Raw genomic sequence first — 23,307 nt, 5'->3', positions numbered from 1 at the left:
ACAGGTCGTGAGTTCAAAATCGACGACATGTACAGGATGGTTAGTACCATACACCACAATCCTTGTTTGCATTTTTTTATGTCCACTGTTGTTGGTTAAAGCCGCTCCACCAATACGCAGTACTATTTCCTTAGAACACGTAATGGGCTACTTCTAATACTTTATCATGTATATAAATCAATCTACACCCAAACTTTACTCTTTTCTCTCAGGTAGGTCAGGACGGGTTACTCCACCGCCTGCTACTCCTGTTATTTTTTTAGCTATATCATTGGGTAACAATATCATGAGAATTCTCCAATTTTAATAAAAGTAACCTCTGCAAGTTATGTGATAGTACAAAGCTAATTCACTCCGAGCCATGCTCTCACATTGAGCTGCTGCGACTTGTAGAGTCACGACGAGTATAGAAACCACGATAAGCATCAATGACTAGTGACAATACAACCAGCACGGAAAGAATAGTGAGTATGTGCATCAAACTTGGGTACGCGTTATAGATAAACATTGGGTTAAAGTCAGTTAGCTTTCTGAACCCTCGCTCGATAAGAGACGCAGTTTGAATGAGAGCAGCACTTGCTAAAATGAGTATGTAAGTGAGCTCATTTGGTGTTAGGGAAAAGTCTTTTGCGCTTTTTAGTGCAAAGCGACTGATAAAGCTTAAATTGAACTGCGCTATATAGTTTGCAATCTGTTTGCGTTTTATGATGAGCGCCATCAAAAGCAAATTTTGCGTCGCCATTATAAAGTAAAACCATCCGCCCAACTTTAAAGCTGGTTCATACAGTGCAATGTCTAATGTGCGTGCAAATAAAATATTGACTGCTAACCATTGAACATTAGGGCTGTCTTTACTTAGAAAGACTGAAATTATCAAAACCACCCAAATCGAAATATTGATTAGGTGGTTATTTTCCATTATGACTTGATATAGCGTACTCATGATTTCTCGTTGCTAGATTTAAAGTAAGGCGTTTGTATCGCACCTTCCACTTGTTGAGGATCAACTTGACCGCCTCCACCACCAGCTACACCGCCAGAGCCTGTAATTAGTCGCAAGTACTTGTGAGAAATGATTTGTACTACAGAGGTCGCTATATTGTCTCTTCCTTGCCTAGGGTTAATTTGAGCACCATCACCGATCACACCACTAGAACCGATAATACTGCCTAAATGTTCGTCAGGAAGTAATTGTTTTGAGATGTAATTAGGTTCTTTTTTATACACTTTGTATTCCTTATGTTAATAACATTTGTATGCATAGTGTAACAATCTTGATTGCAAATTGCGCTATTTAATCGAGGTTGGTATCGGTATCACCAAGTTCATCATTACTGCTTTTTTTTCGCTTTGGTAGTAAAGACTTGGGGTTCAATCCACAAACAATGTACATTCTAATTACTTGGTTTAAATCCGGTGTTGTCAGGCCGCTCTCCCAGTTGTAGATGGTTTGTTTTGAAACGCCCATCTTCTTTGCAAACTGAATTACAGAGTATCCTGCGGCAAACCTCAGTTGCTGTACTAAACTGCTTGCTTTAATTGTCATTTATCTTTTCCCTTAGGGTACTCCATTAATATTCTTTTACTAACAATGACAACGCTATAGTCCTGCCTGAGCCTTGTTTGTGTATTTTGTGTTAAACAAATGAAACGGTAAAGTGTAAAAATCTGAAACAGTCTAAGCTTTTGGACTCATACCTTTGTAAGATCTGACACTAGAAGGAACAGTAAGGCGCTGTACTTGAAGTAACGCATACTGAAAAAGCAATGCGTTACGCACATCACGTTCCTTTTTGGCATTTTCAGCATATTTAAAAGGACAGCAACATGAGAAAACATAAGACTGAAACGTTTGAAACAAACATGACACAAATTGGCGAGCCAGAGAGTTCAACTGATTTAAGCACCATGAAGCTACGTGTTGAGACTCAAGACGCAATCGAAATTACATCCTTCAGATTACTCATCTATATTTTATCTGGAAAGTGTTCTTTTTTTAGCCTCTCTGGACTGCATCAAGATACTAAGTGCCCGTTATGTGCGTTAGCGTATCGCCAACGTGAGCAAAAAGGTACACAACGAAAACTTATAGCTGACAAGCAAAACGGACAGATAAACCAACTATCCAAACCGCACAAAATATTATGGCAGGCACAAGACTGGGGGAAATATTTAGAGTGACTTTGCGTACGTTTGACCGCCTACGCACTTTCGGCCTTCAAGTGGATCAAACCATTACCTATGCTTCGCCCTGCCATCTTTACTATTTCAACGTTATGTTTAGTAAGGGGAGCAATTACACTGCCGCTAGCTATAGTTTTCCCTGAAAAAACCACCAGTTTTGCAATTTTGGCTGGGAGCATTTGGTTTTTGGCGGGTGTATTTTGTCTAGTTGGTTTTAAACTAATAAAAGAGCCAATTGCTACAAGATAACTGCCTAGTTTGATAAACTCCTCCTTTTACTGACTTAGACAGCTCCATGATACTCGATAAAAACTGGCGTATTCTTACCGTTGGTGACGGCGATTTAAGCTTCTCATATTCATTAGCAAAACATTTTGCTCCAGCCCATCTTACTGCCAGTGTGTACGATAGTGAAAATGAACTTAAGCATAAATATCAAGATAATGCATTTGATAAGCTGCATGATTTAGGGGTTAATGTAGTGACTCAATTTGATGTCACTGAGGCACATTGTTGGCAAAAAGTGCCGCCGCATGCCTTTGATGCAGTTATTTTTCAATTTCCTCTCATTCCTGCATTTGGTTCGTTTGAAAGCTTCCAAAACCAGACCTTGAGCGTTAACAGCCTCAATCGGAAATTGCTGCGAGAATTCTTAATAAACGCAGCGGCATATGCACTTGACCCAAATGGCGCTCAACTCGGGATCATTACCTCAAAGGACGTAAAGCCATATATTGAGTGGAATCTAGAAGGCAGCCTTGTCAACGGACTTGAACAATATTACCTCGGCCAATCTCGATTTGAGATTTCACAATTCCCAGAGTATCAAATTCGTAATGTTGACCGTGATAAACACGTAAAAGACACCAGCGGTATTAGCTATTACTGGTCTGTTAACCCAGCTCACGCCATCAAAGAAAAGCTCAAAGTACCTGATTATTTGGGTGATAATTACTGCACTATCTGTAGGGCAGGCCCTTTTATCAATGACAGCGATAAGCTCGCACACTTGGATTCGAAAAAGCATAAAAATATGCAAAGGCATGAAAGTGCTTGGCTTAACTACCTGAGTACACAAGCAAAATTGGAACGATAATAAAAAGAAAACATTGAAAATTAAAAGTAAATAAATCAACAAATAACCATTTCAAAAACCAAGAAAGGCATAAAATATACAAAAGTAATTGAGCCATTATTTAGACACGATTAGACTAGCCTTATATCGCCATTTTTAAGCTTGTTATTTATCTTATTGGGGTCTCAATGCCACTACTTAGCCGCGACTTTGTCATTGCGATTTTATGCCTACTTTGCGCTATGGTCACCATTCAATCCGGTGCCTCTATTGCCAAGCAGTTATTTCCGTTTGTGGGGCCCGAGGGTACCACAGCATATCGCCTTGGATTTTCAGCTCTTATTTTATGCTTGGTGTTCAAACCTTGGCGTCATTTACCAACAAACTGGCGACCACTCATCGTTTATGGCCTGTGCTTGGGTGGTATGAATATCACCTTTTACTATGCCATTGAGCGTATCCCTATTGGCATTGGTGTGGCATTAGAATTTACCGGGCCGCTCGCCGTAGCACTGTTTTCATCTAAGCGGAAACGTGATTATTTGTGGGTTGCATTTGCTATTTTGGGGATCTTGCTATTGTTACCAGATCTTGGCGATGTCAATGGTTTAGACCCAGTCGGTGTTGCTTTAGCCTTGGTTGCTGGTGCCTGTTGGGCTGGATATATTCTCTACGGTAAGCGCTCAGGCAATGAAAGCTCCGGCGGGGTGACTGTGGCAATCGGCATGACGGTTGCTGCCCTTGCTATCGTGCCGTTTGGCGTGGTGTCACAAGGTGCTGCACTACTTGATTGGTCACTGATCCCATTAGGTATCGCGATTGGTTTATTATCCAGTGCCCTGCCTTATAGCCTAGAAATGGTAGCGCTTCGAAAAATGCCCGCACAAGGGTTTAGTATTTTAATGAGCGTTGAACCTGCGGTTGCGGCGTTGGCTGGCTTTTTAATTCTCGGAGAGTTGCTGACTGTTTGGCAATGGCTTGCCATTTTTATGGTAATTACCGCTTCCGTCGGCAGTTCAGTATCAAGTAAAGAGTAGGTAGCTTAAGCTTCGTATTATTGTAAATAGAGGGGGTAGATCTACTACTCCCTCTACTGTATCGATTATTGTTAGTTAACTGTCGCTTCCGTTGCAACCGGGATCATTTCATCTGTTGACGTGTCTTCAGGGATTGCTTCTTCTTTCTCAGGGAACAGATACTTTTCAAGCCACTGCTCTTGCTCCCAAAGTACATGTAAAATACTTTCTCGTGCTTTATAGCCATGGCCTTCTTCTGGCAGCATCACCAGCCTTGCATTGCCACCTAAGCCATTCATTGCAGCAAACATACGTTTAGATTGCATAGGAAAAGTACCTGAGTTTGGATCTTCCTCTCCATGGATCATCAACATAGGTTCGTTGATTTTTTCCGCGTGAAAGAAAGGAGACATAGAGGCATAGACGTTTTGCGCTTCCCAGAAATTACGCGGCTCCCCTTGAAAACCAAATGGCGTCAAGGTGCGATTATAAGCCCCGCTTCGTGCAATGCCAGTGGCAAATAAATCACTATGGGCAAGTAAGTTAGCCACCATAAACGCCCCATACGAATGCCCTGCAATCGCAATGCGCTTAGGATCTGCTATACCTTTTTCCACTAAGGTATCAACAGCTGCTTTCGCACTCGCAACCAATTGCTGCCTAAATGTATCATTAGGTTGCGTATCACCAGCCCCCACAATCGGCATCGTCGGATCATCAAAAACAGCAATACCTTTTGCTAAATACGGCATAGGTCCCCAATAGCCAATATATGGGAATTGATAAGGCGATTCGCGCACCTGTGAGGCAACGGCTTTATCTTTAAACTCAAGCGGATAAGCCCACATCAACACAGGTATACGACCTTTTGATGGGTCATAATCTGTAGGAAGATAAAGATTACCAGATAACTCAACGCCATCATCACGTTTGTACTTGATTTGCTCTTTTACAACGCCTTTAAATGCAGGATAAGGGTGCGCAAACTTAGTTAGCTGCTCCAAAGTATCAAACTGTAAGTCACGGACAAAAAAGTTAGGTTGCTCTTGGCGTGATTCACGCACAGTAATAAAGCGCATACCTTCGTCATCTAACATTGCACGCACTCTTTCGTAATAAGGTTCGCTCGACTGCCAAATACGAGTTGAAGTATTGGTTTTTACGTCAAAGCGATCTAAAAAAGGAATGTTGCCTTTCTCAGATGCACCGTTGCCCGTTAGAAACAAATACCTGCCTCCAACTAGCTTCAACACTCTTGAACCTAAATCACTATTTTCATATACAAAATTGCCAGGATCTTTGTATGCATCATTATAACTGCGCTCTGAAAACACCACGCGATTTTGCTCTGGATTGCGCGGAGAAAATACAGAAGAGCGAACACTGCGATCGGCAAAGCGCCATTCATTCAAAATCGCAACATTGTTATCGGCCCATTCAATACTCGAAAAACGACGTTCTACTTTTGCGAAAAGTTCAGGCTCTTTTTTGAATGGCGAACTAATCGTGTAAAGGTGGTCATGGTAATCAACCTTCGCACTCATGTCCCCACCATCTTGCGCTTCGGCCCATATTAACGTCGCGCCATGGTCGTCACGCCATTGGATCTCACGGGGCCCTTCTCTTACGCTATCAAAGCCCGCAGGCAGTGCGTCGGCTAGTGGTTGTCTTGCCACTTCAAATAATGGATAGCCGCGCATTCCCCACACCTGCCATACCGCAGGAAAACGGCTGTAAGGCACTTGGAATGAGAAAGGATCGGCCATCATACCGACCACTAGATTGGTAGAGTCTGGCGAAACAGAGAAGTGTTTAAGATAGGTTGGGTTACCAATTTGCTGCGCGCTAGCATTAAGATTTAGCTTAATTAACTGCCCCTCAGAATAGAACTTAAATAGCTGAATATCATAGGGACTAGACAATAAGTTCTGATAAGTACGAGTGGATGCTTTTTTGCCAGATGTGGTTTGTACTATTGGTGTTAGACTAGATTTATCTTTTGCGCTTGGCTGTTTGCCATGATTAATAGCAATATTTGCGATAATCGCAGTACTGTCTGGCAACCACTGATATGGCGTTGAAGTCACCACGCCATTTAAAGTTGATTGAGTGAGCTGTTTAAGGTTGCGCTGCTCAATATCGTAAGCCCAAAGCGTAGCACTATTTTCTTGTTCAAGAATAAACGCGAGATAGCGGCTATCTGCACTCCAGCTTGGCGACTTGATCTTGCCTTTAGGTAGACCTGTCACCTTAATTAAGGCACCGGTTGCGACATGTTTAAACTCAATAGAGCTATATTGGCGGCTGGAGGTCCGCATAAAAGTTTGCGGGTTGAACTTTATCCCCGCAAGCGCTTGCTCTGGCTGCCCAAGCTCTTCGAGCGTAAGCACCCTATTGCGCTGTAACAATGCCAACCAATTGCCGTTCGCACTCAATTTAGATGTAGGGATCAATGGTGCATCAACAAGCTTTGCCAGCTCTGGAGAAGGTGTCATGTAGCCTTGCTCTTGTGCACATACCGTATATGATACGGAAGTCATTAATATGATAAATGTGATTTGTTTTAATAATTTCACTGTATTTACCTATCTTCGGCGTTTAACGGATCATCATATAACGATTATCGGGAAATGTGCAGAGATTTGCGATTTAATGCGATGAAAACTTGATGTACACTTAGTCACTTAACCAGCCATAATTGATACGAATTAGCATGAACAACGATAAAAAACTCGCTAAGGTTACCATTTTCGATGTTGCCGAAGAGGCACAAGTTTCTAAATCAACAGTATCCCTTGTTCTAACGCATAGCGATAAAGTGAGCGATAAAAGTAAAGAAAAAGTATTAAAAGCCATCGAAAAACTGGGCTACGTCTATAATCGCGACGCAGCAGCGTTACGTAGCAAAAAGTCTAATCTTGTTGCTGTTGTTATCAACGACTTAACTAACCCGTACTCTGCTCAGCTTGCTGTCGGATTAGAAAAGCATATTTATGCATTAGGTATGGTACCTATGCTGGTCAATACAGGCGAAGACTTTAATCGCCAACGCCAGGTGGTTAACACACTTAAAGAATACAACGTTTGTGCCTTTGTCATGGTGCCCGCACCAAGTACCCCGCGAGAGTGGCTTGACCAATTGGCTGATTCTGGATTTCCAGTTATTACCATTATGCGTGAAGTGGCCTTTGCAAAAGCCCCTTGTATTCTACCTGACAATAAAAAAGGGACTCACCTAGCAACGACTCACCTCATTGAGCAAGGCATAAAAAACATTGCTTTTTTGGGTGGTACCCCTGAAATCTCTGATTACCATGAGCGACTGTCTGGTTTCCAAAGCGCGCTAAAGCTCAATGGTTTAAATGAAGCGCAACCTGCGATCGCAGCTCCAACCAATCGCCAAGGGGGCCGAGAAGCGTTTAATACCCTCATCGCTGACCATAAAGAGATAAAAGCTATCGTTTGCTTTAGTGACGTCATTGCATACGGTGCAATTGAAGCCATGCGCGAACATGGACTAGTACCTGGTGAAGACATCAAAGTTGTCGGTTTTGATGACTTGCAAGACTCCCAGCTGATGAAACCCGCATTAACGAGCGTCAGAATTGATGCCGACGACATCGGTAAGCGGACATGCCATACATTGTCCGAAATTTTAAACAAATCGCAACCTGCCGTTAGAACCTTGGTGGATGTTTCATTGCAGATCAGAGAATCATCGTAACTCTTAGCATTTAGCAATAAATGTAGCGCTGAGACCTGCTTATAAAAAATGCAAATATTTGCGGCCAAAACTATAGACATTACTGAGAATCTGGATAGAATTCGCAGCAATCTTGGCCGCCAAATTTACCTATGCAAATAGTCTGTTGCGAATATCAAATTCGTGTGCAAAAACATAACTAAAATCTAGTAAAAGCAATGATATGTATCTTACTAGCAGCGCGTACCCATGATGAGCTCAGTTTGATTTTTTTAATTTCAAACACCATACTTTTTTAACATTTTCGCCAATTCACTGCATTCAGTAGAATTGGTATTACATATTTAAGGTTCTCTTTCGTTGAATAACGCAACCTTTACAGAGAAACGCCGCTTTATTGTGAAGTTAGGCAAAATGCTTCACAAATACGGTACCCCTGCCTATCGACTCGAAGCACACTTAATGGAAGTAGCCACACACTTAGGGTTAAAGTCTTCCTTTGTCATGTCTCCGACGTCCGTCACTTTTGTGATTTGGACCGAAGGTCATGAAGAAGAATATACCCACGTGGCACGTGTTGACCCTGGCGATCATGATTTAGGTTCATTGGCAGATACGGATGACGTCGCAACACGTGTGTTATCTGGTGAGCTTTCAATCCAAGAAGCCGAACAATGCCTTGAAGCCATTTTGCACGCTAAGCCTCCGTATAATAAGTTAATGACGGGTCTTGCATTTGCAACTTCAGGCGGTGCGTTTGCAATGCTGATGGGGACTAGCTGGAATGACGTATGGTGGTCGGCGCTATTATCGCTTGTGGTCTACTTATTCGTGCTTTGGGCGAGTATTTCCAAACGTGTAACACATATGCTTGAACCTTTGGTCGCCATCGTATCAGCGGTTGCTGCTTGTGCCGTGTCTGTGTACATTGACCCACAGATCAACATCCGTTTGGTGGTACTTTCGGCCATTATCGTGTTTATACCTGGCTTGGCGCTGGCGCTTGGATTTGCTGAATTATCGGCTCGGCACTTAGTGTCAGGTACCGCAAGAGTCATGGACTCTATTATGTTGCTCTTTAAGCTCTACTTCGGTGCATTTTTGGGGATCAGTTTAGGGTTTGCATTTTTTGGTCAGGTTGATTTTATACAACCATCACCATTACCACGTTGGACGGCTTGGCTTGCGGTGCTATTACTTTGTAGCAGCCTAGTTGTTATCTTTAGAACAAAGTTACGCCATGCAAGTTGGTCACTCGCATCTGGCTTTATCGCCTACGCAGCCAGTATCAGTTCTGCTGTTTACTTTGATTATGCGCTTGGTACTTTTGTGGGTGCATTTGCAGTGGGAGTTTTTAGTAATATCTTTAACCGTGTGGTAAATGCCCCTGCGTCCATTGTGGCAATGCAAGGTTTGATTGTGTTGGTCCCTGGTTCTAAAACCTATATTGGACTTAATTCATTGATCGAAGGCCAAAGCTTTGTTCACGCAGATCATATCGGCCAACAAACCTTTTTAATATTTATGTCTCTTATCGCTGGCCTTATCTTCTCAAACGTTGTGCTGCCACCTAAAAAGAGTCTATAACGCGCAAAAAGAACTGGAAAGGCGACTTTCCAGTTCTTTGTAGTTGTGAATGTTAACAAAAAACAAAGTGAAATCACTCCAGTAAACTTAACTTAAACCGCAAACTACCGAGAAAATATTATTTTATATCCATATATTTCAATAAAATAAGAAAAACAAAAGTTAAAAACCTCCAAATTCATAACTATTCATTTCAATTCAAGATTTAACAAACCCCGCTGGTGTTTAATCTTTCTCGAGGTCAACCTCTCAATCACAAGTAATACCAATTATCTTAATTAAGTGGTCTATTTTGAGGCGAGAAAACCTTGTCGATAACAAGGCAAAAATTTTGCTATTTAGTTGCTCTAAATAAGAAATTTTTAACGCAGTTAGCGTCAGATTTACTCCTTCAAACTGAGCAAGTATTAAGGCTAATTGGTATATGCACTCAAGGGGAATTTATGTTTCGCAATAATAAGAAAAAACTGGCTGTATTAATCAGCCAATCTTTGCTCGGCTCGGTACTTTTTGCACCGGGTCTAGCACTCGCTGAAGAAAACAACAATCAAGAAGCAGCTAAAAATGGTGAAGTTGAAGTTATTCAAGTCAGAGGGATCCGTGGCAGCGTTGTTCAATCACTCAATACAAAAAGATACTCTGACGCCATTGTTGATGCAGTAACCGCCGAGGACATTGGCAAATTTCCAGATCAAAACGTTGCCGAATCACTACAACGAATTACCGGTGTTTCAATCACGCGTAGTTTTGGTGAAGGTGAACGCGTTAGCATTCGAGGCACAGGTGAAAGCCAAAACCGGACCTTATTAAATGGTCAAGCTGTTGGCTCAGCGGATTGGTGGACCAACTCAGCGGCGAGCCGTGGTTTTAACTATACCATGTTACCCTCTGAAATCATTTCTGGGCTTGAAGTTTACAAATCACCAGAAGCCGATATTGACGAAGGCTCTATTGGTGGAACCGTGATTGTTAGAACACGTAAGCCGCTTGATTTAGAAGCAAATAAAATTGCAGGTTCAATTATCGCACAGCACAGCGAAGTGTCAGGTGAAACCGACCCACAACTTTCCGCGATGTACAACTTTAAGACCGATGATGAATCTTTTGGCGCCTTAATTTCTGTCGTGCGCCAGGAACGTAACTTGCGCCGCGATGGTATTGAAGCATGGTCTTGGACCTATCGTGATATCACACTTGAAGATGGTACCGTCGTCGACAATGTCTACAGCCCTGGTGGTGGCGGCTCAGCCATGTTCTCACAGCAGCGCGTACGCACAGGTATAAATCTCGCCTTGCAATATCGTCCAAATGAAAATATGGACATTGTATTCAATGCGTTAGACTCTACGCTTGAAGCCGATAATGAAAACCAAAACTTCCTTTGGTTACCCGGTTACGGCGGCTCACAATACACTGACATTACCGTTATCGACCATCCCGTAGTTGGAAAGATGGCCGTCGGCGGCACACTTGGCTTATCGCCAGATGGTAATAACATTCTGGATGAGACCAAAGTACGTAACTCTGAGCTCAAAACCAAATCGTACGACTTAAAAGTTGAACATCAAGGGCAACTTTGGGAATCTTCGTATCACTTAGGTTACACAGAAGGTTCGGGGGGTTCACAAGCGGATCGCTCCGTTGGTTGGGAAGGCAACTATGTTCACAGCTTTGATGCGTCACAAGAGGAAGACGTAAAAACCAGTTATGCCGCCGATCCAAACGATGGTGATAAATGGAATTTAGGTTTTTTACGCTATGACAGCAATGATGCGAAAGATGATGAAACTTACTTTCAAGCCGACTTTAAACGCCCAATTGACGTCGCTATCTTTAACCAGATCAAGGTAGGCTTTAAATATCGTGATCATAGTCGTTTTAATACCAAACACACAACGGATAATCGTACCGACTTAAACTGGAGTCTGGCTGATTACTCTAAAGCCATGCCTTCTGATTACCTTTCAGGCGTAGGATCATCGGGCACAACGCGCAGCTATGCAATCACTGATTCAGACAAAATACGCCAAGAAGGTGATGCGCTGGGTTGGAATTACCGAGTATTGAAGGCCAGTACTTTCGATATCAATGAAAAAATTACCGCAGGCTACATTAAAGCGAATCTGGACGCAGATGGTCTACGCGGTAATTTAGGTATAAGACTTGTAAATACCAAACAAACCTCATCCGCGTTTGCTGGTGAGTCAGGCGCTGAGGTATGGACAACGGAAGAAAAGGACTACTTCGACATTCTTCCAAGCATTAACTTGGCAATTGACTTAGATGACGATTTATTAATGCGTTTTTCTGCGGCACGAGTTATGTCTCGTCCAGATTACGCCGATATGACAGCATCAACCTCATACAACCTAGAAACACAAACCGGCACTGGCGGCAACCCTGACATAGACCCATATCGAGCGACGCAATTTGATACCGGCATCGAGTGGTACTTTAGCGACGCAGGTCTTTTTTCTGCGGTATTTTTCTACAAAGATATTCAGTCGTTTATCGAGAGCCAACCGGCACTTGAAATACATGAAGGTAAAGAGGTTCTGATCAGTCGTCCTGTAAATGGTAAAGCGGGACGTATTCAAGGTCTGGAAGTCGGTTATCAACAAGAATTATACGAGGGTTTTGGCGTTGCAGCTAACTATACCTATGTAGATGGCGAAGCCAAAGACGATGAAGGTAACGACATCACTATCCCAGGCAACTCTGAGCATACCGTTAACTTGAGTTCTTATTATGAAAACGAATTCATTAGTGCCCGTATCTCATACAACTTCAGAACAGGGTATGATACAGGTCGAGACTGGCCAGGATACATTGACGATTATGGTCAAGTAGATGCCAACCTTACCTATAACTACAACGAGAATGTGGCATTTATTCTTGAGGCCATCAACTTGACGGATGAACATACATTTAGCTATCAGGAAAAGGGAGTTGAGCAGGCACTAACGGGTGTCTATGCCGATGGAAGGCGCTTTAGCGCGGGGGTTAGATTTAACTTCTAACACCGAATAGCGAATGAAACTTTTACCACTAAATCTGGTCTTATTAGTCGTAAAGGAATAGTTTCATGACTCGAATTAAGTCGCTTCCAAGCTAACACAGGTTCGACTTAGTAAACTCCCTGCCCGGAGTTCCAAAAAGCTGATAGCGTTTGCTATCAGCTTTTATTATTTAAATTTCCCTTATATTGTGGTTATATAGCCTTTTCAAAATGACCACAACAACCCCAAAGAGCAGTCCGAGGATGAGTAATCAATAAAATGCGCAACAATCTCATTTCTGGGCTTATTTTTTCATTTTTGCTGAGCATAAGTTGGCTGACAAAAGCCGATCTTTACGATGCTACCCTCGCCTATCAGAATGAAGAATTCACTCTTGCATTTTCTGAATTCAATCGCCTAGCTCAATTAGGTAATGCAGACGCCATGTATAATCTTGGGGTGATGTATTTGTACGGCCAAGGAACCGAACAAAGTGCCGCAAATGCCTTTGCTTGGTTTTCATTGGCTAAAGAGTTCGGTATTGCTGAAGCCTTTCAAACTGCGCAACTCGTTTTGCAGCAATCCGACGACCAAAGTGGCCTAAAAGATTTCGTAACACTTCAAAGAAATCGTTTGGCAGACACCTACTTACTTGATTCAACACTTGCCCGGCTCAAGCAACCCAATATCGTTTCTACGCCGAGTAAAACTCACGATGTATTACCTGACTACCCTGATGAGGCCGTACGACAAGGGGTTGAGGGCTGGGTTTGGTTAGAGTTTGATATCGACCAAAGCGGTAAGGCAACCAATATTGAGGTCGTAGATAGCTACCCCAAGCACATATTCACCGCTAGCTTGCTAAATGCGGTAGAAAAGTGGCGCTATAGTGGTCCAAAACAAGCACACACCTTGATTTACCATTTTGCGACATATAAAGGCGAGCAATATCGCGAAACCTTAGCCATTCAAAAGAAGGCCTACGAAAAACAGCTTAAGCAGAATATCGATGCGGCAGAGCGTGGTGTGGCGCAGGTACAATACTATATTGCTAACTGGTTGAGTATGAAAGATTACAATGCGTATCAGCTACTGCGCTACCACTGGCGCTCTGAAGAGCCGGTAAATGAACTATATTTAGCCGCAGCGAAAAATGGCTTGGACTTGGCACAATATCGCTTAGCAACTCAGCTTATCAATGTGGGAGAGCATCGACTTAGTGTACTTTGGCTAGAACACGCAGCACAGACCATGGATATCGCAAAATATCGCTTAGCACGAACACTGCTTACAAACACAGAACAGCAGGATGCTCCACGTGCACTACAAGTACTAACCGAGGCCTCGAATAACGGCCATTTGCGCTCCACACTTTTATTAGTAAACACCTATTTAACTCGTCTCAACGACAAAACTCAGGCCAAGACTTGGTTGCGTCATGGTCTTACCATCGATCCCGAACACCCTGAACTGCTGCTACTGTCTGCCAAGCTTACAGATAATCAGGTAGAGGCCAAGAAGCTTGCATCACAAGCATTGAAGTCGGCATCACAGCGCAATTGGAGTAGTAAAGCAATACGCTTATTCCAGCAAAAACTAGCTAACTAACTTTTTATCTACGCTGAGCTTCGAAACATTGATATCTTCATCGGTCACCGTACTCCAGTAATACTATGTCACTTTCATAATTGTTGATCCGATTGAATATGACCTGACTGCCATCAAAGCTTGCTAGTACCTGTAACTCGGTAAACCCCGCATAAAGGTGTAACCCAATTGGTTGAATTTCTTCGACTTTGTTTTCACTACTTAAATAGCGATAAAGCACCAGTTGGTGACCTCTTTTCAGTACAAAATAAACCCCGTCTCGGTAGACTGCTGGCTGGTAAAGAGATAAAGACCCACGTAACTGCTCTACATCAATTGTTTCAGTCAGCGCAGCAACTAGGTATTCCCTAACTTGTTCTTTGTACCCCACAAAGCTTGAGTTCTTCTGAGTCAGGGATAAATCAGACGAACGAGTCACCAGAGGTTGTTGCTCACTGCGCCCTTGAGATACGGTAAATTGCCATGCCTGCCATTTGGCCTCCGTCGAGAGCTTCGCTCGATAATACAGGTTTCTACCATCCTGTGACCAATGCAAGTCAGCAACTTCGGCAAAGTTATCAACTACTTTTTTCACTTCTTTAGTAAAAGAGCTTATTAAATACACTTTATGCGACTTTGATAATACGGCGAGATATTCGTTATTAGGCGACAGCAAGAGCAAAATAGGCACTTCTCCCAGCGGCATAGTACCAAGCAAACTCGATGTTGGTCGAAAAGCATGTTTATGCCACAGCTCAAATTGTGGCGCATCATTATTTTTGGCTGTCACCGAGGCATATACAAAATGTGCGCCATCATCAGACAAAGCGGCAAGTAAGTCCATCCTTGCGGGCGACGTCAACTGCTTTTGCTGTGCTTCGCTTTGTGCATCTACAGCGAGCTGATAAAAATTAATTTCAGCCACGCCCTCAGTGTGCGCCGAAACACGCAAATGCGCATTAACATCAATCTCAGATATCGCACCAAATCCGGAGTATAACAACTGCTGCTCACGACCTTTCAGTACACTCAAGTTTTGTTTGGCGATAATAACCGTATCGTCCTGATAACCATGACTCAATGCCGAAAAAGACTGCTTGGAGAGTGTCGTAGTTTGCCTTTCAGGGTCCCCAAGTTGCCCCAGATTAAGCCGATAAACGCCCTGCTCTTTTACCTGATACAACAGCGCTTGTTGGTTAACTTGATAATGTGTTACATCGCGAATAGGCAACGCCGTAGTGTTGAGCACTTTAGGATGATTATCCGCAAAAGTGACCGCTACAGATTGCAAATAGGTCCCACCTTTATCCCAAGACTTAGTGATAAAATGACCCGCTCGATATTCAAGCCAAGGCGCTGAGTCTTGTGCGCTATTACAGCTGCCCAGCACGCTATCGCGCGCTAGTCGCCACATTTCTATTGGACCTTTCACGTGTAACGCCCGTACTTCACAGGAAACCGGATCTGAGCGCGAATAAATCAGCCAGTTACCATCTAAAGACCAACTTGCCGACTCTTCACTATAACCGCTGCTTTTTATCGTATGGGTTGTTTTGGTCTCAAGATCATAGACCGCCAAATCAAATTGATCGGCTCCCTCAGCTAAATAGCTGTAAGCTAAATAGTTACCATTTGGAGAAAAGCGCACAAAGACTTCAGCACCCGGCGAGGATGTGATCCGAGTTGCAGTGACGGGCAGCTGTTGCAATTCATTTTGCCACTGCTTAGCCATAAAAACGCCAAGCAAAGTCACCACAAGACCCATAAAAAACCCGAGCAGCGCAAATTGTGCGCCACGCCCACGAGACAGCTCCTCTACTTGCTCAAGTAGCGTCGGGGCTTTTTCAATTTGTGCAATGCATTGATAACCTAGGCGTGGTACCGTTTTAATTATTTTTGGCTCGTTTGAACTGTCACCAAGCAGCTTACGTAGCTGTACCACCAGCTGGCTAACAGAGTTATCACTGACGATAGTACCGGGCCATACGATATCTAAGATAGCGTCTCTGGTAACAACCTGTCCCTTGTTAGCAATCAGTAGACGCAATAATGCCGCATGCTTCGCTTCGATGCTTCTCCAAGAACCGTCAACACACACAGATAAATTACTCAGGTCGACAAGTATCTCATTGATTAAAAAACGTTTATCTAAGTTTTCAACCATCAACTACTAAAAATTTGTAAAACTATGGTTAGGCTCGTAATAAAAGCGTATTATGAGTATCAACTAAAGGTAACTTACTCGTATTATAAGTTGAGCACAATGTCAGAATTTCTCATCCGAACAGTTTCTTGTAGCGCATTCTTTATCACAGCTGCAAGTTATGCCGTTGAGCAAAATCAGACAGCTGAAAATACCATAGAACGCATCGAAATCCGTGCCTTCCATGACAGCGTTGTCAAGTCTCTCAGTAATAAACGTCACAATCAACAAGTTTCAGATACGATCAGTGCTGAAGACATAGGTAAGTTTCCAGATAAAAACGTCGCAGAGGCGCTGCAACGGATCACCGGTATCTCACTCTCTCGAGCACAAGGTGAAGGTGAGCGGATCGGCGTGCGAGGCACAACCCCCGAGCAAAATAGAACCTATTTGAATGGTCAATATCTCGCCTCCGCTGATTGGTGGATCTCAAGTCAGCCAAGCCGAGGCTTTAATTTTACCTTATTACCCAGTGAAGTCGTCTCTAGCCTTGAGGTGTTCAAAACACCACAAGCTATGCAGGATGAAGGGTCGTTAGGTGGTGCAATCAATATAAAAACCCGCGACCCTCTGCTTACGCTTTCAGGCTATGGCGTTGTAACGGCCCAGTTCCAATACAGTGACTTGAGCGATAAACTCGATCCACAATTATCTGCAATTTATAACTATCATAGCGAAAGTGGCGACTATGCTGTGCTTTTTACCGCAACACGACGAGATCGCAGCCTCAGACGCGACGGCTTAGAATCTTGGGGATGGCACGATAGAACGTTATACCAAGGTGATGATGATACTTGGTATGCCACCCAGCAGACTCCACAAGATAAAAACCAGAAGTTATGGTTTCCAGGAGGTGGGGGATCCGCGATTTTTCAGCAGCAAAGAGAGTTGCAGGCTTATACAGTCAATGCCGCGTTTCAGCTTTCCCCACGACTTAGGTTAAATAGTCACTTACTTTATTCTCACCTAAACGCAGACAACAACAATCAAAACTTTCTCTGGCAAAGTGCAAAGTCTATTGACCTAGGCGGCGGAGTAACCGATTTACAAGTACAAGATGGTACTTTGGTGAGCGCCCACTATTTACCAACAGCAGCGCCGTTCAATACCAGCATGGAAGCCATTTGGCGAGACTCGCAGATCAGCACCAAAAGTGCCCATCTAGACTTGGTCTATGATGGCATTTATTGGTCAAGCCAGTTTCAAGTGGGTCTAAGCCACGGCTCTGGTGGCACCAAAGAAGACGTCACGTCACAGTTTTCTGCTAACACCCGTTTTCATGTCGATACGTCAATGCGAAAAAACATCGTCGCAAGTTATGGGACTTCTCCGTTAGATGCGGCGAGTTGGTTTATCACCGAAGCTCGAAATGACAGCCAAGATGGCAAAGATAAATCATACTTCGTGCAAGCCGATTTTGCGTACGATATCGACTTTAAACAGGTCGACGCGATTAAATTTGGCATTAAACTCAAGGACCATCAACGGGACTTTTTGCGCTATCGCTCCAAAGATGGAGGGCTTGATGGTCTAGCCGGCGAGCTTGGCACTACACTGGCCGCCTATCCGGGCACTTTTGTGGATGATTATTTGCGCGGCGTAGGTAGTGCAAACACCTTAAAAAACTACAGTTATGCCGATATTACACTGCTCGCCAAAGACTTCGATACGCTCAATTTTGAACAAGAGATAGAAAAAGCCAGTCGTTTTCATATTACAGAAAAAACCGTCGCCGCTTACGGTCAAATGCAACTCGCTGGTGAATCCTATGCAGCCAACATTGGGGTACGGGTGGTCAAAACCTTTCAAGACTCTGCCGCATTTAAACGTGTCGCCTCCCCCATCGAAGCGCCCGACAGCTATGTTTGGCATGAAGAATCTCGGGATTACATCGATATTCTACCCAGCGCCAATATCAAGTTTGATTTAAGCGAAAGTCTGGTTGGCCGTTTTTCCGTTGCACGCGTCATGTCACGAGCACAATTTCATCACCTTATGCCCTCAACCAATTACAACGTGACCCAAGCTCAAGGACAAGGTGGTAACGCCAGCTTAGATCCATATAGAGCGGCGCAGTTTGATGCCAGCCTTGAATGGTACTTTGACGATGCAGGACTCGCCTCAATCGCCTTATTTAACAAGGATGTGGAGTCTTTTATCGAGTTTGAGCGGAAACTTGAACGTCACGAAGGCATTTTGATGTCTATCGATAGGCCTAGTAATGGCGCTGGCGGCAGTATCCGTGGCGTTGAACTAAGCTACCAGCAAACACTTGCGTACGGATTTGGGTTAATCGCCAATTACACCTACGTTGATGGCGAACGTGACAACGCTGACGTTGGCTTACAGGACAAAGTGCCAGGCACCTCAAAACACAGCGCTAACCTCACCGCTTACTACGAGAACCACCAATTTAGCGCACGACTTAGCTATAATTATCGAACCCAGTTTGCCACCGGTGTAGGCGAGACCATGATGGATAATTACGGCCAATTAGACGGCAGCCTCACGGTGAAATTAAGTGATAATCTCGATGCGCAATTTGAGTTTATTAATTTAACCGACGAACAAATCTATACCTATGATCGCAATGAGTACGCACCAACAGGGGTATATGTGAATGGTCGGCGCTACTACGCAGGGCTAAGATACCAATTCTGATTTGCATGATAATTGCGACTGTACAAAACCTAAGAATAAATCCAGCTTTGCAGAGTGCTCTCGTTTTACTTTATATATGGCATGCAAAGTAACTTGGGGCCTATTTTGCTCGGGAAACAGCTCAACCAAAGCGCCCGAATCGATATCTCGTTGGCAAAAATAAGACGGTAGCATGGCAACCCCCAATCCTGCCAACACCGCTTCTCGAATGTGAAAGCGACTATTCGCTATCAAATTACCTTGCAGAGCATAGCTTCTAGTTCCGTCATGCCAACTATCTTCAACATGGTTTAGTTTAGATAACAACATGTTATGCCTACTCAGTTCGTCTAATTGCTCGGGCTTCCCGTACGCCGCTAAATAGCTAGGCGTGGCAACAAAAGTCGAGTTTATATTGATTAATTTCAAGACATAAAATTGACTGTCTTTGAGTGCAGCTGAGAGCCTAAAAGCGACATCAATCTCATCTTCGATTAGATCCTGATTTGCAGCGGTAAACATCAGCTCTAACTTTATTTGCGGATAGCGCTTTTGAAAATCGATACAAATTTGGCTCAGTAGCATACGCCCTATCGTATTTGGAAAGGTTATTTTTAGGTGACCTGATTGATGCACTCCAACCTGTTCGACTTCTTCTTCCAAATCGCGTAGCGCACGAAGGATCTTTTTCCCTTTTTCGTACACCAACTTACCGGCATCAGACAATGCGAGTTTACGGGTTGTTCGATTTAAAAGTACTTGTCCATAAGATGACTCTAGCTGAGCTATCGATTTACTCACCGCTGATGTCGTGGTACCGAGCTGCTCTGCAGCTCGGCTGAAGGAGTGCTGCTCAGCGACACAACATAATATTTTAAGTAAGTGAAGTTTATCGTATTCCTTTCTCATTATTTCCTCTTAGGAAAAAGTCTTTACACCAAATGAATATATATTAACTGAAAATAAAAAGTAAACTTAACTCAAAAGAAAATAAAGGACATCAACATGATCACCACGTCGTGCCACTGCGGCCAGATCCACTATCGTATTTTCACCACGACAACAGCCAACGAAATATGCACTGGTGTGCAGTTTATTCAGGCTCATGGTCTGATCGAAAATCCCTGTAAATCTCTCGAACGATTTGTGGTGCCGCATTCGAAAGTTCAAACCATCCAAGAGCATGGTTTTTGCAAACATTGTGGTGCTTCTATCTACATCATGGATGACAAAGCCAACATTTCGTATGCACTTAATCACCTTATGCCGTTTCAGGTTGATTATTCAGGGGCGCTGAATTTTGGCTTATAAAAGATAACGGCTTCGCTTTATCAGGCTTAACCGACAATTAATCGCAAACATTGGTTTTTATTCTAGTGACAAGTAGAATGCCTAAAAACTTCATCTTGAAGTTACAACAAGTGAATGAAAATTTAGGATAAATAATGAAACTACTTAAGTCTGCTTTGGCTTTAGCAATGGGCTTCACCAGTGCTGCAAGCCTCGCAAGCGATACCATCACTATTGAAGACATCCCAAAGATCCAATCGGTAAGCTCAACGTCGGTCAGTCCTGACGGCGAACTCGTTGCTTTTACTCGCTCTGTACCGCGCGAGCTTTACGTTGACCAAAATGGTTCTAATTACAGTGAACTTTATGTGATTGACGACGAAGGTCTAGAGCGCCCATTTATCACCGGTAAAGTGAGCATCTCAAGCATCTCTTGGTCGGCCGACGGTCAGTTCATTTATTTCCTAACCAAGAAAAAAGAAGACAAGCAACGCGCCCTTTATCGCATCGCGGTAAACGGTGGGGAAGCACAGAAAGTGCTTTCACTAAAAGGAACTGGGATCTCAGCTTATAGCCTAAGTCCTGATGGCAAACAGGTTGCGATCCTTGCAATGCCAGCTGCCGATAAGTCAGAAAAAGAGCTGAAAAAGCTTGGTTTTATGGCTGAAGTGTATGAACTGGGTTTAAAAAACAAACAGCTTCATATCATTGATCTTGCAGCATCAGAAAAACCGCTGACTCCAGCGGCACTGAACATCGAAGGCTATGTTAGTGAAATCAACTGGGCTGATGATGCTTCTAAATTACTGGTAAAAACCCAGCCAACAGCGCTTATTGATGACAAGTATATGAAGTCACAATGGCATGTACTTGATGCGAAAACACAACAAATTACCACGTCATTCAAAACAGAAGGTAAGCTTGGTACCGCGGAATTTTCTCACGATGGTAATTACATCGCGATTTTAGGCGCTGAAGACAAGCACGACCCGGCAACTGGTCGCTTGTACCTTGCCGATGCACAAAGCGGCAAAGTAGAAGAGTGGATCCCAAACTTTATGGGTCACATCGGTGATTTTGAGTGGTCAAACCGTAAGAACCAGCTGACTTTTGTCGCAAACGTCGGCGCTGAAAGTTTTGTTGGCCAAATTAAAGTTGGCTCAAACAAATACAAGAAACTTATCAAAGAAGGTAAGTTTATCGCATCGAATCTATCAATCTCTGATTCAGACAAAACCATTGCCCTACGTGCGAATACAGCTAAGCACCCAAATGAAGTGTTTGTGATCCGCTCAAGCAAGGCAACTCGTCTATCAAACTCAAACCCGTGGTTAGACAACAAACGTTTTGCAAAACAAGAGGCTATTAACTTCAAAGCCCGCGATGGTGTTGAAATTGGTGGCGTATTAATTTATCCACTTGATTATCAAGAAGGTACGCGTTATCCACTGATCATGTCAGTGCACGGTGGTCCTGAAAGCCACGATAAGAATGGCTGGCTCACGAGCTATTCAGATCCAGGTCAAATGGGCGCAGCACGCGGCTATGCGGTATTCTATCCAAACTACCGTGGTTCGACAGGTAAAGGCGTTGATTACTCAAAACTTGGCCAAGGCGACTACGCAGGTAAAGAGTTTGACGACTTAGTAGATATGAAAGAATACCTAGTCAATACCGGTTTAGTAGACACCAAGCGTGTTGGTATTACTGGTGGCTCTTACGGCGGTTATGCCTCAGCTTGGGGTGCTACAAAACTAACCGAGCACTTCGCAGCAAGCGTGATGTTTGTCGGGGTAACTAACCAACTATCTAAGTTTGGTACTACCGATATTTCAAACGAAATGTACTTAGTGCACGCTCGCTCTTACCCTTGGGATAAGTGGCAGTGGTACTTAGAGCGCAGTCCGATTTACTGGGCTGGTCAATCAAAGACGCCATTACTAATTATGCATGGTAAAGATGACCCGCGTGTACACCCAGCACAATCTATGGAGCTATATCGCTATATGAAAGTGCAAGGTAAAGACGTACGTCTAGTTTACTATCCAGGCGAAGGCCACGGTAACCGCAAAGCTGCGGCTCAATACGATTACAGCTTGCGCTTGATGCGCTGGATGGACAACTACCTAATCGAAGGCAAAAAAGACATGCCAGATTATGAAATTGACCACGCGGCGAAGCTAAAAGCCGTTAAAGACGCGAACAAATAAGTAAGCTAGCTTAATGTTTGAGGGCGCTAATTGGCGCCCTTTTTTATCAAGGAAAAAAGATATTGCAATTAACTACAATCAAACTCGACACCGAGCGATTCACACTGAGACCCTTAACCCCACAAGATGCAGAAGCGCTGTTTGCCATATTCTCGGACGCAGACGTCATGCGCTATTGGAACACGCCACCTTGGGACTGCCTTGACGATGCAACACAATTTATCAAGCAATCACATGAAGACTTGACTACACAACAAGCGATCACACTGGCCATTGTTTCGAAAAGTGATGAAACAGTAATTGGCAAATGTTTACTGTTTAGCTGGGATAAAGAGTCACGTCGCGCCGAAATTGGCTTTGGTATTGCCAAATCTCACTGGGGGCAAGGTGTCATTCAAGAAGCGGGCTCTGCACTCATTAACTATGCTTTTTCAACACTGCAGTTGAGGCGTATTGAAGCTGAAATTGATCCTGCTAATATCGGCTCAGCCAAAGTGCTAACAAAACTTGGATTTACTAAAGAAGGTCACTTACGTGCTCGCTGGGAAATTGCTGGTGAAGTCTCAGACTCTGCACTATTCGGCTTACTTGCAAGCGACGTAAATTAACCAAAGTGATAGCCTTTTCCCTAAACTTAATCATTTTAAGTCAGCGACATACTTAATGTCGCTTTGAGAACTAACCACCAATACACTCTATCAACTAAAGCACTTTGATTTTTCACAATCCGCTGTTAACATAACATCCCTAAAAAGGAAACAGTTACTCAACTTGTCTTGAATTTGACAATCTACTTTGTTGATCTCACTACTT

Annotated in this window: 17 protein-coding genes; 11 read left to right on the top strand and 6 right to left on the bottom strand. The window is 43.4% G+C overall.

From position 1 onward, the window contains the following. Positions 1 to 367 precede the first annotated feature (367 nt). From EXT47_RS23425 to EXT47_RS23415, 3 genes are all read right to left on the bottom strand, one after another. Positions 368 to 943, bottom strand: a complete 576-nt coding sequence (locus EXT47_RS23425) for a hypothetical protein (RefSeq protein ID WP_130127724.1) — start codon at positions 941 to 943, stop codon at positions 368 to 370. After that, positions 940 to 1,227 carry a hypothetical protein gene (locus EXT47_RS23420; protein WP_039491200.1) on the bottom strand — a complete coding sequence of 96 codons (288 nt, stop codon included), beginning with the start codon at positions 1,225 to 1,227 and terminating at the stop codon, positions 940 to 942. The genes EXT47_RS23425 and EXT47_RS23420 overlap by 4 nt, the downstream gene beginning before the upstream one ends. A 67-nt stretch (positions 1,228 to 1,294) precedes the next feature. Beyond that, a complete protein-coding gene (locus EXT47_RS23415; RefSeq protein ID WP_045962041.1) occupies positions 1,295 to 1,546 on the bottom strand; it encodes a helix-turn-helix transcriptional regulator in 252 nt (83 codons plus the stop codon). A gap of 281 nt (positions 1,547 to 1,827) precedes the next feature. On the opposite strand from EXT47_RS23415, the gene EXT47_RS23410 reads away from it, so the two are divergent. The 3 genes from EXT47_RS23410 (at position 1,828) to EXT47_RS23395 (ending at position 4,296) form a co-directional block, all read left to right on the top strand. Further along, the gene (locus tag EXT47_RS23410) at positions 1,828 to 2,181 is read left to right on the top strand and encodes a hypothetical protein (protein ID WP_130127723.1); all 354 of its coding nucleotides are present in this window, start codon (positions 1,828 to 1,830) and stop codon (positions 2,179 to 2,181) included. A 298-nt stretch (positions 2,182 to 2,479) separates the two neighbouring features. After that, entirely contained in the window at positions 2,480 to 3,280 is an 801-nt protein-coding gene (locus tag EXT47_RS23400; RefSeq protein WP_039491204.1) for a Rossmann-like fold-containing protein, read from the top strand. Between the two features lie 167 nt (positions 3,281 to 3,447). Beyond that, a complete protein-coding gene (locus EXT47_RS23395; RefSeq protein ID WP_039491207.1) occupies positions 3,448 to 4,296 on the top strand; it encodes a DMT family transporter in 849 nt (282 codons plus the stop codon). A gap of 71 nt (positions 4,297 to 4,367) precedes the next feature. On the opposite strand, the gene EXT47_RS23390 is transcribed toward EXT47_RS23395, so the two are convergent. Next, a complete protein-coding gene (locus EXT47_RS23390) occupies positions 4,368 to 6,815 on the bottom strand; it encodes a prolyl oligopeptidase family serine peptidase (protein WP_226899447.1) in 2,448 nt (815 codons plus the stop codon). Positions 6,816 to 6,988: 173 nt separating this feature from the next. Here EXT47_RS23390 and EXT47_RS23385 point away from each other — a divergent pair, with 173 nt between their 5' ends. From EXT47_RS23385 to EXT47_RS23370, 4 genes are all read left to right on the top strand, one after another. Next, a complete protein-coding gene (locus EXT47_RS23385; protein WP_045989296.1) occupies positions 6,989 to 7,999 on the top strand; it encodes a LacI family DNA-binding transcriptional regulator in 1,011 nt (336 codons plus the stop codon). A gap of 339 nt (positions 8,000 to 8,338) precedes the next feature. After that, positions 8,339 to 9,565, top strand: a complete 1,227-nt coding sequence (locus tag EXT47_RS23380) for a threonine/serine exporter ThrE family protein (protein ID WP_083229862.1) — start codon at positions 8,339 to 8,341, stop codon at positions 9,563 to 9,565. 443 nt (positions 9,566 to 10,008) lie between these two features. Next, positions 10,009 to 12,585, top strand: a complete 2,577-nt coding sequence (locus EXT47_RS23375; RefSeq protein WP_130127721.1) for a TonB-dependent receptor — start codon at positions 10,009 to 10,011, stop codon at positions 12,583 to 12,585. A 258-nt stretch (positions 12,586 to 12,843) separates the two neighbouring features. After that, a complete protein-coding gene (locus tag EXT47_RS23370) occupies positions 12,844 to 14,172 on the top strand; it encodes an energy transducer TonB (RefSeq protein ID WP_130127720.1) in 1,329 nt (442 codons plus the stop codon). Between the two features lie 37 nt (positions 14,173 to 14,209). Here the strand turns inward: EXT47_RS23370 and EXT47_RS23365 are convergent, their stop codons facing one another. After that, positions 14,210 to 16,315 carry a winged helix-turn-helix domain-containing protein gene (locus tag EXT47_RS23365; protein ID WP_130127719.1) on the bottom strand — a complete coding sequence of 702 codons (2,106 nt, stop codon included), beginning with the start codon at positions 16,313 to 16,315 and terminating at the stop codon, positions 14,210 to 14,212. Between the two features lie 99 nt (positions 16,316 to 16,414). Here EXT47_RS23365 and EXT47_RS23360 point away from each other — a divergent pair, with 99 nt between their 5' ends. Next, positions 16,415 to 19,015: a TonB-dependent receptor gene (locus EXT47_RS23360; protein WP_130127718.1), complete on the top strand. Its 2,601-nt coding sequence runs from the start codon at positions 16,415 to 16,417 to the stop codon at positions 19,013 to 19,015. Here EXT47_RS23360 and EXT47_RS23355 read toward each other — a convergent pair. Next, complete coding sequence (locus tag EXT47_RS23355) at positions 18,998 to 19,903, bottom strand: LysR family transcriptional regulator (RefSeq protein ID WP_130127717.1); 906 nt, start codon at positions 19,901 to 19,903, stop codon at positions 18,998 to 19,000. The genes EXT47_RS23360 and EXT47_RS23355 overlap by 18 nt on opposite strands. Positions 19,904 to 19,999: 96 nt before the next feature. Here EXT47_RS23355 and EXT47_RS23350 point away from each other — a divergent pair, with 96 nt between their 5' ends. The 3 genes from EXT47_RS23350 to EXT47_RS23340 all read left to right on the top strand — a co-directional run bounded on the left by EXT47_RS23350 (position 20,000) and on the right by EXT47_RS23340 (position 23,102). Then, the gene (locus EXT47_RS23350) at positions 20,000 to 20,305 is read left to right on the top strand and encodes a hypothetical protein (protein ID WP_130127716.1); all 306 of its coding nucleotides are present in this window, start codon (positions 20,000 to 20,002) and stop codon (positions 20,303 to 20,305) included. A 134-nt stretch (positions 20,306 to 20,439) separates the two neighbouring features. Further along, positions 20,440 to 22,494: a S9 family peptidase gene (locus EXT47_RS23345; protein ID WP_039491226.1), complete on the top strand. Its 2,055-nt coding sequence runs from the start codon at positions 20,440 to 20,442 to the stop codon at positions 22,492 to 22,494. Between the two features lie 62 nt (positions 22,495 to 22,556). Then, entirely contained in the window at positions 22,557 to 23,102 is a 546-nt protein-coding gene (locus EXT47_RS23340) for a GNAT family N-acetyltransferase (RefSeq protein ID WP_130127715.1), read from the top strand. The last annotated feature ends 205 nt before the right edge of the window (positions 23,103 to 23,307 follow it).

The sequence above is a fragment of the Pseudoalteromonas sp. CO342X genome, from assembly GCF_004208915.1.
Lineage (GTDB): Bacteria > Pseudomonadota > Gammaproteobacteria > Enterobacterales > Alteromonadaceae > Pseudoalteromonas > Pseudoalteromonas maricaloris.
The sequence above is the reverse complement of the archived record's forward strand: the minus strand, read 5'-3'. Positions and strand labels throughout refer to the sequence as shown.